The organism is Streptomyces sp. ME19-01-6, assembly GCF_033793745.1.
Taxonomy (GTDB): Bacteria; Actinomycetota; Actinomycetes; order Streptomycetales; family Streptomycetaceae; genus Streptomyces.
The window spans coordinates 134,357-148,242 of sequence record NZ_JARAXF010000019.1; the positions used below are offsets into that span (position 1 = coordinate 134,357).

Consider the following 13,886-nt stretch of genomic DNA (forward strand, 5'->3'; position numbering starts at 1 on the left):
GGGCTCACGTCCTGCCGCCTCGGACCTCGGCCCGTCGTGCGCACTCGACGGCGAAGGCCCGCATGATGCCGCCGAAACGGTACCTGTCGCCGGGGAGGGCCTCCAGCAGATGGATATCGGACAGAGCGTCCAGCAGTTGTCGGGCTCTCGTCGTGCTCGTTTCGAGCAGCATCGCGGCGTCCGGGGCGGCGATGTCGCCGCACGAGTGCACCCCCAGCACCCTGAAGGCGTGCCCGGCCTCCGGCGCCAGACGGCGGTAGGACCATGACAGCACCGCGCTCATCGTGCTGGTCTCGTCGTCGACCGTGGACAGGCGGCTCAGCAGTGTGTGCGCGTCGCACCGGGCCGTGGGGAGGAGATCTCCTCGCCATCCTCTCTCAGCGGCTATCCTGACGGACAGAGGAAGACGGTCGCACGCCGCTACCACGCGCTCAGCTGTCTCGTTGTCCAAATCGAGGGCGGTTCGGGTCAGTCGGGACAACAGATTCACCCCCTCGACCATCGTCATCGCGGGCATCGTGACCCGCACCGCGCCGTCCCGCGTCACCAGGCCGGACAGGCGGCTACGGCTGGTGACCACCACCATGCAGCCGCTTTCGGCCGGGAGCAGCGGGCGCACCTGCTCGGCGTTGACAGCATTGTCGAGCACGATCAGCATGCGTTTGCCGACCAGGGCGCTGCGATACGCGGCGGCTAAATGATCCACATCGTTCGACAGGGTCTTGCCGCAGTGGCCCAGCGCCTTGAGGAAACCGCGCAGCACCCTCCGGGGCTCCGTCGGCTCCCCGACCGGACCGAACCCATGGAGATCCGCGAACATCGTGCCGTCCGGGAAATACTTGACGACCTGGTGCGCCCAGTTGACGACCGCCGCCGTCTTCCCCGCCCCCGCCGCACCGTCGATCACCGTGACCACTGCCTGGCCGTCCAACTGGCGGTCGACCCCGGCGAGCGCGGCGTCCAGCTCCGCCAGCACCTCCACCCGCCCCTCGAAACCGGTGATGGCCCGAGGCAGCTGCGCGAGAGCCACCGGCTTGCCTTTCCCGCGGTGCTTGGCGCCCGCGGCCAGGGCAATCAGGCGCCCACCTGCCGTAAGCACCTCGTCGCACCGGAGTGCGAGCGCCTGGGTCGGACGCTTGCCCCCGGTCTCGATCCGACTCAGGTGGCTCTTGCTGTAGTTGACCGCCCGGGCCAACTCGCTGAGCGACATGCCCTTGTCGATGCGCAAGGCGCGCAGAGCGTTGCCGAACGCCACGTGGCCATCGAGTACTACGCCCTCCCGCAATTTGTTCGACTCCTCCCGGTCCGCGGCGGCCGATCTGCGTCGGTCGCGTCCGCCGCGTGAAATCAGTCCGAATGACCAACCGCCGCTGCAGTCTCTGCACACAACGGGACTGCTGCGCCTTGGATGACGCTGCGCTCCTTCCCTGAGAGACCGACAGTCAGCCAGTCTCGACCGCACGGAACCGGTACGCCCGACCACGATGAATCTCCGATCTTGCACAGAGCCTTCCGCATACCTTGAATCTGCTGGTAGAGCCGCTATCAGAGACGCGTCGCTACAGTGCGGAGTCTGCTCCACGTCAGTCACATACCGGTTGCCCGGGCGCGATGACGTGGTCGGACGGTGACGGGTGGTAGCCGGTCTCGTGCTGGATCCGCTGGGCCATCGCGGTGTGGCGTGCTGCCGCGGTGGGATCGCCAGTGACGTACCTGATGGCGGCGAGCGTCGTCAGCGCGCGGCACTCGGTCAGACGCAGCTCCAGGTCCCGGGCGATGGTCAGGGCGGTCTCGGCGTCGTCCGCCGCGGTGGCGGCATCGCCGGATGCGAGGCGAACGCGGGCGAGGCCGATACGGGCCTCGGCTTGCTGGTGCCGGAAGTCGCAGCGACGGGTGATCCTCAGGGCTTCTTCCAAGTGCGCGGTAGCCACGTTCAGGCGGCCGCGCAGCCGGTGCAGGCCGCCCAGGGTGATCAGGGAGTCCGCCTCCATGGCCGGGTCGCCGACCTCACGGGCTGTCTGCAGCGCCTGCTCGGCGTGCGCGCCGGCGAGATCGATCCGGCGGGTGTCGCGGTAGACCCTGGCCAGGATCTCATGGGCGTCGGCCTTGTTGTGGCGTTCCTGATGGACCTGGCAAAGACGCAGCGCCTCGGCGCCGTCGGCCAGCGCCTCGCTATACAGCCCCAGCTCGTGGTAGGCAATGGCGCGGTTGATCAAGGAGCTGATCGTGTCGGACGGCTGCCCGTGCTTCAGACAGGTATCGATGGACTCGGTCGTACGGTCGAGTGCTCGATCCAGCTCGCCGAGGTACGAGTGGATCAAGCCCATGGTGTTGAGCGCGATGCCCAACTGCACCGGCCGGTCGAGGCCGCGGAGCATGTCGATGCCGCTCTCTTGCCAGACGAGTGCCCGGCGCATCTCGCCCCGCTGCCCGTAGTGGAGTGCGAGGTTGCTCACGATGGCGGCCTCACCGGGGGTGAATCCGGTGCGCCGGTAGCCCTCCAGCGCGCCGTGTAGGGCGCTGAGGGCGGCCTGCGTGTCGCCGGTGTGCTGGCGCAGGAGAGCGAGGCTGTGCCGCATCGCCGCCTGTGCCAGCACCTCGCCGTCGCGTTCGGCCGCACGCAGCCCGGCCGTCGTCACCGTTTCCCACTCGGGCTGGTGCCGCCGATAGTAGAGGTACATGCGTAGCTGGTCGGCCAGCTGCCAGGCGGGCTGGTGCGGGCCGGCCTGGGCGGCGTGGGTGATGACAGCGACCAAGTTGGCGAGTTCGCTCTCCAACCAGGCAAGTGCCTGGTGCCGGTCGGCGAACCGACCGGGTTCGGTGCGCGGCCGGGGCAACTGGGCCCTACCGGTGTAGTCGAAGGCGGTGGCGGCGTCAGTGGTGGCGAGGTACCAGGCGCAGAGCCGGTGCCAGGCCGCGGGGTGGGCCGGGTCGGCCGCGGCGTGTTCGGCGGCGTACAGGCGCAGCAGGTCATGGAACTGGAATCGGTCGGCGGCGGTGCGCTGCACCAGCCCGGCGGTGGCGAGCTGGTCCAGCAGGTGCTCGGCGACGGGCGGCTTCGAGCCCAGCAGGGCCGTAGCCGCCTCGGTGGTGAAGTCCGGGCCGGGATGCAGTCCGAGCAGGCCGAACAGGCGTGCCGCAGCCGGGTCCAGAGCCGCGTGGGAGTGGTCGAAAGCGGTGCGGACCGCGGCCTGGCGGTCGCCGGCGATGGAGAGCTTGGCCAGCCGACCGTCGTCGGCCAACTCGGCCGCATGCTCGGCCACCGAGCGGCCCGGACGGGCGGCGAGGTTGGCGGCCGCGATACGCAGTGCCAGCGGCAGACGGGCACACAACTCGGCCAGCCGCCCGACCGCCTTCGGCTCCGCACGCACCCTCTGCTCGCCGAGGATTCCGGCCAGGAGAGTGTTCGCCTCAACCGGCTCGAGCACCTCCAACTGCACGGTGTGAGCGGCGTTGCTGGCGGTCAGGCCACGCAGGTCGGGTCGGCTGGTGACCAGTACCGATACCCTGGCGGTACCCGGCAGCAGCGGCCGTACCTGTTCGGCGCTGGCGGCGTCGTCAAGGACCAGCAGGACACGGCGATCAGCCACCCTGCTACGGAAGGCCGCCGCGCGCTCCTCCAGAGTCTCCGGGATCGTGTCAGGGTCCTGGCCGGAGGCACGCAGCAGCCCGGACAGCACCTCGGACGGGTCGCGCGGCCGGTCGCCGGTGCCCAGCAGCCGTACGTACCACTGGCCGTCAGGGAAGGCCGACCGCAGCCGGTGACCGATGTGCACTGCCAGGGCGGTCTTGCCCACCCCGGGCAAGCCGGTTACGACGACGGGCACCGCCTGAGGCGCTGCCAGCACTCCCTCAAGACGCTGGATCAGATTGGCACGCCCGGCGAAGCCCTGCACTGCCGAGGGCAGCTGGCACTGGACAGTCCAGGTCGAAGGGGCCGGCCGGACGGTGGTTTTGGCAGACGGCGTGCTCAGCTCCGCATCCCCGCTGAGTATCGTCTGGTGCAGGCGCCGCAGTTCCTGCCCCGGGTCGATGCCCAGTTCCTCGGCGAGGGTATCGCGGACGTGTCGGTAGTGGGCGAGGGCGTCGGCCTGCCGGCCGCAGCGGGAGAGAGTGAGCATGTACTGGGCGGCCAGCCGCTCATCCAGCGGATGGGCGATGACTCGTTCGGAAAGAGTCGTCAGCAAGGCGGCGTGGTCACCGAGCCGCAGCTGTCTGTCGGTGCAGTCCAGCTCCGCAGCCAGTCTCTCCTTGCCGAGGGCGTCGCGAGCCGCGTTGAACCAGGGGATGTCCACCCCGGCGAACGGTTCCCCCCGCCACAGCGTCAGCGCCCGCCGGAACAAGGCCACCGCACTCTCGTCGTCAGTGGCCCGGCGAGCTTGGACGAGCAGATGGCGGAACAGATGCACGTCCACCGCCAGCTCATCGACGGTGAGCACGTAGCCGCCCCGCCTGCGTTCGATGGCCGCCGCCTGCCCTGGCAGCACGCGGCGCAACCGGGAGACGTAACTGTAAAGGCTCTCTTTGGCACGCTGCGGCGGACCGTTCCCCCACACCCGGTGGACCAGCTGGTCGACCGGCACGGTGCCGTTGGCGTCGACCAGCAAGGCCGCCAGCACGGTCCGCTGCCGGGCGGGCCCCAGATCCACCGGCCCGATGCCGGCCCGTGCCTCAATGCCGCCGAGCAGTCGAAACTCCATCCCCAGCCCCCCGTAACCGATGCCTGGCCTCAGAAGAACCCGCTCTCAACAGCCGATTCTAGATTCGTTCAAGGTCTGTGCATGGTCAGCCGCCCATCGTAGAGCCCGCGACCGGCCGACTGAACGCTCGTCCTTCGTGCGTGAGCGCTCGGGGCATGCGAGGGCGTCGATGCTGTGTCCGCGTTTGCCGGCGGCGGGCCGCGAGGCCGGGGGTGCGTATCGCGTCCGAGCCTGCGGGGGACGAGGCCGTGTTCGCGCCCACGGCCATCGTGCGGGGGACGGTGGCCGTGGGACGTATGCCGGAGCACACCGCCGTCCGCCGCGCACGGGCGGCGGAGTCCCACGTCGATCAACGATCCACGATCAGAACCGGACGTTCCGTGATCGTTATGGTGTCCCGCGCTTCGACGCGACGGCTGTCGCCGTCCAGGTACTCAACGCGTTGGGCCCTTGAACCCACGACGGTGTGCGCGGTGTCGGTTATGGTCCAGCGGATGCGCGCTGTGTGGCGGCGGCCGTCACCGTCTGTCACAAGGAACTCGCACTGCCACACGTTCTCGGGCAGGTCGATCGACAGGCCGTTTCCGCAGGAGCGGATTTCAGCATGGGCCAGCCAGCGTTGGAGATGTTCGATGTACAGCCCGGCCTTGGTCGGGGGGCCTCCCTCGGCCTGGATCACGATCGGGATCGTGGCGTTCCCCCAAGCATAGAAGTACATGCGCTGAAGGCTGAACTTCCGTGCGTACAGGCCTGTCAGGTAGAAGCGGACGGCATAATCGGCTGCCCGTTCCTCGTACAGGGGGGCGTTCAAGGGTATGGACTGTGTGGTTCCCGTACTCCACAGCGGCGGATGAAAACCCGCACGGTGGAATGTATGGTCGATCCGCTCCACTGCCTCGAGCATCGTCTCGGGAGGGTCCTGGACGCGGCGCTGGTAGAGCTTGATTCCGGCCGCGTCGCAATACTGGTAGCCGCCGAGTTCTGCGAAGCGCAGTAGGAACCGGTGTGCTTCGGCCTTCCATAGATCGGTGACGGAAGGGCAGATCACCATGGCGTCGTTGTCATGGCGCCGGATGATCGCGCTGGCGCGACGGGTCATGTCGACGAGGGTTTGCACAGTGCCGTTGTAGTGGTGCGGGTGGTTGGCCGTCACCCAGAGTTCATATGCGTCGATACGGGACCCGGCGTGCTCCACCAAGGCGCGGACGAAGGCGTCCCACTCGTCGAGGTCATCCGGGGGCGCTGCTCGAGAGCCGTCCGGGTACGCGGCCCTGCGGGCGCCAGGAGCGGCCCAGGAAGGCGTGCCACCGAAGACGAAGAACGTAGGCAGACCTTTGCCTTGGGCCTCGTCGAGCAGCCGGTCAAGCGTCGACCAGTCATACTCACCGCGTGTGGGCTCCAGCTGTGACCACCGGGTCTCGCTGTCCCAGAACCGCACACTTCCGACGCGGAAGGACGGCATGGCCCCGCTGTTGCTGTTCATGGTCACGCCGAACAGAGTCGGGTCGACAGGAGACGGTGCCTGTACCCACCGCGCCGAGCCGGCCAAGGTCTGACGAGTCGGTGTCTCGGCACCGTGCGGCCCGCCACCGGATGGAACACTCGCGACTGCGGATCCGAAGACGGTCACTATGAAGGCGACAACCAGGACAAGGCGACGGCGGGTCCATCTGCCGATGAGCGTTCTCCGGACCAAGCGTGCAGTGTGGTCGTGCGAGGACCGCGCGAAGGTACGCGAAGGCTGTATTCCGTCAATCGTTGCAGCGATATCTGCCGGGGATTCGCCTTTCGCCGCTTTCCAGTACTGCAGAAGTCTATTCAGTTCGTCTGGCTCTGCCTTGCACTCCGTGGCGATTTTCAGGACGGTCTCGTATTCGCCTGGAATTCCCTTTCCGCTGCAATAGCGATGCAAGGTCGAACTGCTTGTGAAAACCTTACGCGCCAGCTCCTTGTAGCTGAGTCCGCTCCGCTCCTTCAGTCCGGCGAGCGCGGTGGCTAGCTCCCTGGCTCCCTCGGTCCTTTCCAAGACGACCTCCTGCGCAGCACCCGTCCCGACGGCGTCAACAGCATGACACGAGCATCCCAACTGGACTGTAACGCCGCAGGTAGACCTCAGGGAGCACATCCTACAGAGACTTGGGACGCCATCGATCTTGCCCCGCTGCCCAGCGGTCGCCACCGTTGATCCCGCAGGCCGCGAGCTGCCGCGGCTACGGGGTGGGATGGCCACCTGCGAATGGCGCGAGAAAGGTGAAGAGGTTTCGTATGAGCAAGCGGAATAGGTTCGTCGGAGGCGTGGCGGTTGCAGCGACGGCGGGCGGTACGATCGGCCTCGCGGCTGGGCATGCATTGGCTGGTCAATGGCTGTAAGAAGGATGACTATTCGGCTCCAGCAAGCGTGTCCCGCCGGCCTTGAACGGGTAAGTCACCATGGGTTTCCGGTTCCAACTATCGTTTTCAGGCGCACTGTGACCAAGCGCCTGAGCGATTCCCTCAGCGCTTCTGTTGACCTGGCCGAGCGGCGTAGTTGGTCCGGTCAAGTCTGCGGGTCGGCGGAGCCCTGCCCACGCGCTGAGCGCCAGGGGCCCGGTCGTTCCAGCACCCCCGTGCGCGGCGGAGCAGGATGTCCAGGGCCCTGGAGGCGTCAATGCGAGGGGCAATGCGGGGCCGCCTCCTCAAGAGCGGCCAGGTCTCCTCGCTGACCCGCTTGCCGGTCGCGACGTGGTGAGCCGCTGTTCGGCGTTTGTTCTCGCACCGCCAACCGGTGGGCCCCATTCGCCGCCCCTGTCGCCCGCGAGCCCGGCTTCGTACTTCCGGTCGGGAACAGCCTGTTGCTGGCCGTGGCCCGTGCGGTTGTCGAGGCGAGCGGCCGTGCGGTCGATCTGGCTGTCCAGGGCGATGCCGGCAGTGGCTGCCTTGAGAATGGCGGCGCTGCGACTGCGTCGGCCGCGTCGGGGCGGAGGGCGTGGACGAAGGTGTCGCTGTCCGTGAATCCTGTGCCGCTCGAAAAGTGAGGGGCCTCGCAGCTTCCGGACAGGTGTCTGACCGTTCATTGCGCGCGGTGATTCGCAACTTCTCATACTCGGCGTGGACTTCACGCGGAGGGCGGTAACCCCTCGTGTTTCGCGGTTCTGAGTGATCATGTTCCGGCGGCAGCCCAGGCTGCGAGGACGGCTCGGGTTCAGGGGTGGTCGAGGCCGCAGTGCTACAGAATCGTGTAGGCCTGACACGGCTCGAAGGGGCCGGCGTGCATGCGGCCGCGGGCGACCGAGACGCCGCGGCCACGCTCGGTACCGCCTTGGGCGATCAGCAGGATCGCCGTCGTCCGCGCATGCGGCGGCGCCCCGGCTCGGCGAAACCAGTTCAGGATCTTCCATGCGTGCGGCATCCGCGGCGTCTGTGTCGGCAGCAGTTCAGATCGCCGATTCCGGCATCGCCAGGGTCGCCTTGTACAAGCACCCACCCGCCCGCGACGCACTCGTGGTGCTCGAAGCCGCCCGAGCCGAGTTGTGCCATGGGGACATCCGGCCGGGGCGGCTTCGTCTTCGGCTTGGGCAGCCGTTGGGTGCTCGGCGGTTACGGGGTTGTGTAGGGGTCTTGGCTGAGGAGGTGGGCCTTCAGACCCTCGCCGACGCCAGGCTCCGGGGTGCCGGCCCAGTCCTTGATGAGCACGCCACCGGTGCTGCAGCCCCACGGGTTCCATGTCCACGCGAGATAACCCATGCCGTGCGCGTCGGCCCAGTCCACCAACCGCTGCATGTAGTCGAAGCCGCAGTTGTCCTGGCCGAACTCACCGATGACGACCGGCACCTGTTGCGCGAGCGGCGCGACCTGGCTGTCCCAGCAGGATTCGGTCGCGCAGGCGTTGAAGCTGTACGAGTGCCAGGACGCGGCGATGTTGTTCAACGGGTCGGTCGGCTTGTACGTCAGCCACTCCCGCATGTCGTTGGCCCACTCCAGGCCGCCCAGCATGAGGACATTGGTCGCGCCGGTGGTCCGGACCGCGTCGACGAGGTCCTGCATGCCGGCAGTTTCATAGGGCAGGCCTGTGCAGGTGCCGCCGTCACGCCAGCACTTCCAGCCGAGGGTCTTGTCCCAGTCGCTGGCGACCTCCGGGTACGGCTCGTTGAACAGATCGAAGACGACGGCGTCGTTGCCCTTGAACGCGTTGGCGACACCGGTCCAGAACTGAGGGGCGTACTGCGCGTCCGGCATCGGCTTCTGGCAGGTCGCGGTGGCGTCCTTGCAGTGCCAGTCCGGCCCGTTGGTATAGGCGCCCCGGGTCCAGTGCAGGTCGAGGATCGGGGTGATGCCGTTGGCCACCAGCAGGTTGACGTAGTCCTTGACGCCTTGCTGGTAGGTGGCTCCGTTGGGCGAGCCGTTGATGCCGAGCCAGCATTCTTCGTTCAACGGCAGGCGTACCGCGTGAACGTTCCAGTCCTTCATCGCGTCGACGGAGGCCTGGTCGACCGGGCCGCTGTCCCATTGCCCCTTGCCCTGCACACAGGCGTATTCACCGCTGGAGCGGTCCACACCCAGCAGCCGGTACTGCTTGTCGTCCGCAGTGACGATCTTGTTACCGGAGACCTTCAGCTTCGGGGCCGGGCCGTCGGGGCCGCCGGGGCCGCCGGTCGGAGTGACTGTGGGGCTGGGGGTCGGGGATGTCACCGAGCCGGTGCAGGTCACGCCGTTGAGCGCGAACGACGCGGGTTTCGGATTGGCGCTCTTCCACGCACCGGTGAACCCGATGGAGGCTGACTTGCCGGTATCCAGCGCCCCGTTCCAATCCAGGCTGGCGGCGGACACATGGGCCCCGGACTGTGTCCACGTGGCGCTCCAGCCGTTGGTGACCTTCTGGTCATCGTCCGGGAAGTCGAACGTCAACTTCCACCCCCGCACGGCGGCGCCGAGGTTGGTGATGGCCACGTCCGCGCTGAACCCGCCCGACCATTGGCTCTGCACCGTGTATGTGACCGAGCAGCCGGTGTCGGCTGCCGACGCGGGCAGGGTGGCGGTTGCAAGGCCACCCAGGATCAGCGCACCGGCGGCGCCGGTGGCCATTAAGGCGTGACGACGTTTCACCTGATCTCCTCGTTGCCGTAAGGGACCGATGGGAGCGATGCACCATCGTTAATTCGGTGACTTATGAAAGTCAAGGTGCCTGCGACTGGCTTCTGGCGACTGGGAGGCGGCCGGGGCGAAAGGTCCTGCGCGGCCTAAGTAAAGTAAGGTGGCAAAGCACGGAACTAAGGAGTACACGTGGCGACCAGTCCACTGTGGGCGAGCCGGCTGAAGACGCGCGGCTTGGTCCTCGATGTGATCAGGTCGGCGCGCGCGACCAGCCGGGTGGAGCTCGCGGCGGCGACGGGTCTGACCGGTGCGACAATCTCCGAGGTCGTGCGTGAGCTCATCGCCGACGGCCTGGTCGTCGAAGTCGGCCGCGGCGCGCCGACGGGCGGCAAGCCGCGCACGCTCGTCCAGCTCAACCCGCAAGCCCGGTACAGCGTCGGAGTTCAACTCGAACGCAACACGTGCGTGATCGTGGTGGTCGATCTGACCGGCCGGCAGGTGGCCCGGACATCGTTCCAAGGGACTGCGGTGATGCCGCCGGAGCGGGCGCTGCCGCTGGTGGCGTCCCAGGTGGAGGCGCTGCTGGCCACCGCCGCGGTCGACCGCGGGAAGGTGCTGGGCGTGGGCCTGGTCAGCTACGGCCCGCAGGATCGGCGCGCGGGTACGTTGTTGACCCCGCAGCCCACCGAGGAGTGGCTCGGCTACCCGGTCGCACCGAGGCTCGCGGAGAGCCTCGGACTTCCCGTCCTGCTCGACAACGACGCCGCCGCGGCCGCGATCGGCGAGTACTGGCTGGGAGCGGTCGCCCCGCGCAGCACCTATGGCTGCATCTACATGGCTACCGGCATTGGCGGCGGGGTCGTGGTGGCCGGCGAGGTGTATCGCGGCAGTTCCTCGAACAGCGTGGAGATCGGCCACATCTCCATCGATGTCAATGGCGAAGAGTGCCCGTGCGGCAACGTCGGCTGTCTGGAGAACTACGCCGGCCCCTCCGCCCTGGTCCGGCAGGCCATGGCGACGCCGGAGCTGGCCCAGCGACTGGCGCTCGGCCCGACCGACGACGGCTTTCTCACGGAGTTCGCGCGGATCGCGGCCGCCGCGAACGCCGGTGACCCCGAGGCCCGGGACCTCGTGGAGCGGTCGGCTCGCCATCTGGGGTATGCCGCCGTCACGATGTCCACCCTGTTCGACGTCGACACGATCGTGCTGGCGGGGCCGAGCTTCGCCGTGGCGGGCTCGATCTACCAGGCGGTGATCCAACAGGAGGTGGACCGACGCACGTTCGCGCGCCGGGTGCATCCGGTGCGGATCGTGCCGTCGGTCAACGGCTCGGACGCGGCGGCGATCGGTGGGGCGGTCCTGGTCCTGCAGAGCGAGCTGACCCTCGCCCACCCGCAGGACGGGGTACAGCCCGCTGCTCGCCAGCACGGGTGAAACCACCCCCTGACATGCCTGCCTAGTTGTGCTCGTACGGCGGCATGCCGCCTGCCCTGATCACCTCCGCGGGGTCGACGTTCACGAACTGGCCCCGTGCGGCCGGGTTGGGTGACGCCGCGGCCAACAGTTTGGTGTAGGGGTGTTGCGGGGTGCGGATCACCTTGTCTGCGGGGCCTCGCTCGACGACTCGTCCCCGGTAGAGGACCAGGATGTCGTCGGCGAAGTGCCGTGCGGTCGCCAGGTCGTGGGTGATGTAGAGGACGGCGAGGTTTTCCTCCCGCTGCAGTTGGGCCAGCAGGTTGAGCACATCCAGCCGGATCGAGACGTCCAGCATGGAGACCGGCTCGTCGGCCACAAGGACGGTCGCACCGGGCGCGAGTGCTCGGGCGATGGCCACGCGCTGGCGCTGACCGCCGGAAAGTTCGTGTGGCCGGCGGTGTGCGATGGTGGCGGCGGGCAGGCTGACCCGCTCCAGCAGTTCCGCTGCCGCGGACCAGGTCTCCGTACGGGTCCGGGTGCGACCGTGCAAGCGCAGCGGGCGCGCCAGGTGGTGCGCGATGGTGTGGAACGGGTTCAGCGAGGCGAACGGGTCCTGGAACACCATCTGCACGTGGTGGCGGTAGTCGCGACCAGGGACCGGTGCGCCGTCGGCTCCGGTGAGGGTGACCCGGCCGCCGGTGGGCCGTTCGAGGCGGGCGATGATCCGGGCGATCGTGGACTTGCCCGATCCGGATTCGCCGACCAGTGCCACCGTGCGGCCCGGGGTGAGGGTGAACGAGACATGGTCGACGGCCCGCAGCCGGGTGGGGCGAAGGCCACCGCGGACCCGGAAGTCCTTGATCAGGTCGGCCACTTCCAGCACCGTCATGACGCGCCTCCGGATCGCACGAACGCCCCGCGCTCGCCAGTGAGGCTGGGGAAGGAGTCGAGCAGTTGGCGGGTGTACGGGTGCCGTGGTCGGTCCCGAATGGCTTCGGCCGGCGTGTTCTCGACGATCTGACCGTCGAGCATGACCGCGATCCGGTCCGCGACCTCCAGCAGCAGGGGAAGGTCATGGGTGATGAACAGGACGGCGAAGCCGATCTCGTCGCGGAGGCGCATGATCTCCTGAAGGATGCCCCGCTGCACGACCACGTCGAGCGCGGTGGTCGGCTCGTCCAGGATGAGGACCTGCGGATCGAGCAGCATCGCCATGGCGATCATCACCCGCTGCCGCATCCCGCCCGAGAGCTCATGTGGGTAGGAGCGCAGGCGCCGGGGATCGACGCCGACCAGCGTGAGCAGGTCGGCGCAGCGGGCCCGCCTGGCCGCGCGGGACATCGCCGGCCGGTGGGTGGTGAGCACGTCCTCCAGTTGTGCCCGGATGGTCATGACGGGGTTGAGTGCGTTCATGGCGCCCTGGAAGACCATGGACAGCTTCGACCACCGGAAAGCGCGCAGCTCATCCGGGGACAGGGCGAGCACGTCGAGCGCGCCGCCCTCACGGTCGTGGAAGGTCACGGAGCCGCCGGTGACCTCAGCGGGTGGCAGGTGCAGCCGGTTCACCGCGTACGCGAGGGTGGTCTTGCCACAGCCCGACTCGCCGACCAGGCCGAGGATCTCACCCCGCCGCAGCGTGAGGGACACGTCCCGTACTGCCTGCACAGGCTGTTCGCCCTGGTAGGCCACGGACAGTCCGGTCAAGCTGAGCACCACGTCGTCCTCGGGGTCCGGCGTGAGGTCGCCGGCGGAGTGGGCCACATGGCGTGCCCGCCGCGGGAGGTTCCGCAGCGTCGGGTTGATGATCTCGTCGATGGTGAAGTTCACCAGGGCGAGACCGCAGCCGAACAGGGCGATGATCAGCCCTGGCGGTACGAACCACCACCAGGCGCCCACCTGGAGGGCGAAGCCGTTCTGCGCGTAGTAGAGCATCGTGCCGAGGGTCGACGAGGAGGATGCGCCCAGGCCCAGGAACGACAGGCCGGCCTCGCTCAGTATCGCGGCGATCACTGAGAACACGAACTGGGAGGCGAGCAGTGGCAGGAGGTTCGGCAGAATTTCGACGCCGATGACCCGCCAGGGTCTTTCCCCGGCGACACGGGCGGCCAGCACATAGTCGCGGTTGCGCAGGGACAGGGTCTGGGCGCGCAGGACGCGGGCCGACCCGGCCCAGCCGGTGATCGCCAGCACCAGCGCGATCGTCCAGGAGCCGCGCTGTTCCGGCGGGACGAACGCGGAGATCACGATGATCAGGGGCAGGCCGGGGATCACCAGCATCACGTTGGAGAACAGCGAGAACGCCTCGTCGACGATGCCACCGAGGTAGGCCCCGACGATGCCGAACAGCGCTGCCAGGACGGTGGCCAGGACGCCGACCAGGACACCTATGTAGAGCGAGCCCCGGGTGGCGTAGGCCATCTGGGCGAGTACGTCCTGACCGGTCTGGGTGGTGCCGAGCAGATGCCCGCCGCTCGGCGAGGTCAGACCGATGTTGTCGATCCGGTCCGGGTCGTCGACCAGCAGGGGGCCGACGAGACCGAACAGGGTGATCGCGAGAATCAGGACGGATCCGACGGCCAGCTTGGGTGACCAGCGCACGCGCCAGCCGTTGTGGAGGCGCGGCTGCACGTCGGGGTTGATGTTCGTCATCAGTGTGCCGCCTTAGAGGTCCTAACAGAAGTTGTTGATCATGTGACTTTC

General features: G+C 68.2%; 8 protein-coding genes. 1 reads left to right on the forward strand and 7 read right to left on the reverse strand.

Annotation, left to right across the window (positions count from 1 at the left end):
• Positions 1 to 4: 4 nt before the first annotated feature.
• The 5 genes from PV419_RS33400 to PV419_RS33420 all read right to left on the reverse strand — a co-directional run bounded on the left by PV419_RS33400 (position 5) and on the right by PV419_RS33420 (position 9,761).
• Positions 5 to 1,285, reverse strand: coding sequence for a helix-turn-helix domain-containing protein (locus tag PV419_RS33400; protein WP_319695333.1), 1,281 nt, complete (start codon positions 1,283 to 1,285; stop codon positions 5 to 7).
• Positions 1,286 to 1,583: 298 nt separating this feature from the next.
• Positions 1,584 to 4,700 carry an AfsR/SARP family transcriptional regulator gene (locus tag PV419_RS33405; RefSeq protein WP_319695335.1) on the reverse strand — a complete coding sequence of 1,039 codons (3,117 nt, stop codon included), beginning with the start codon at positions 4,698 to 4,700 and terminating at the stop codon, positions 1,584 to 1,586.
• A 349-nt stretch (positions 4,701 to 5,049) separates the two neighbouring features.
• Positions 5,050 to 6,726: a helix-turn-helix domain-containing protein gene (locus PV419_RS33410; protein WP_319695337.1), complete on the reverse strand. Its 1,677-nt coding sequence runs from the start codon at positions 6,724 to 6,726 to the stop codon at positions 5,050 to 5,052.
• 1,179 nt (positions 6,727 to 7,905) lie between these two features.
• The gene (locus PV419_RS33415; protein WP_319695454.1) at positions 7,906 to 8,088 is read right to left on the reverse strand and encodes a hypothetical protein; all 183 of its coding nucleotides are present in this window, start codon (positions 8,086 to 8,088) and stop codon (positions 7,906 to 7,908) included.
• 188 nt (positions 8,089 to 8,276) lie between these two features.
• Complete coding sequence (locus PV419_RS33420; RefSeq protein WP_415925432.1) at positions 8,277 to 9,761, reverse strand: cellulase family glycosylhydrolase; 1,485 nt, start codon at positions 9,759 to 9,761, stop codon at positions 8,277 to 8,279.
• 198 nt (positions 9,762 to 9,959) lie between these two features.
• On the opposite strand from PV419_RS33420, the gene PV419_RS33425 reads away from it, so the two are divergent.
• Complete coding sequence (locus PV419_RS33425; RefSeq protein WP_319695341.1) at positions 9,960 to 11,204, forward strand: ROK family transcriptional regulator; 1,245 nt, start codon at positions 9,960 to 9,962, stop codon at positions 11,202 to 11,204.
• A 22-nt stretch (positions 11,205 to 11,226) separates the two neighbouring features.
• On the opposite strand, the gene PV419_RS33430 is transcribed toward PV419_RS33425, so the two are convergent.
• Both PV419_RS33430 and PV419_RS33435 read right to left on the reverse strand, forming a co-directional pair.
• Positions 11,227 to 12,075: an ABC transporter ATP-binding protein gene (locus PV419_RS33430; RefSeq protein ID WP_319695343.1), complete on the reverse strand. Its 849-nt coding sequence runs from the start codon at positions 12,073 to 12,075 to the stop codon at positions 11,227 to 11,229.
• On the reverse strand, positions 12,072 to 13,835 hold the full coding sequence (locus PV419_RS33435) for a dipeptide/oligopeptide/nickel ABC transporter permease/ATP-binding protein (protein WP_319695345.1): 1,764 nt from the start codon (positions 13,833 to 13,835) through the stop codon (positions 12,072 to 12,074). Before PV419_RS33435 ends, PV419_RS33430 begins: the two co-directional genes overlap by 4 nt.
• Positions 13,836 to 13,886: the final 51 nt, after the last annotated feature.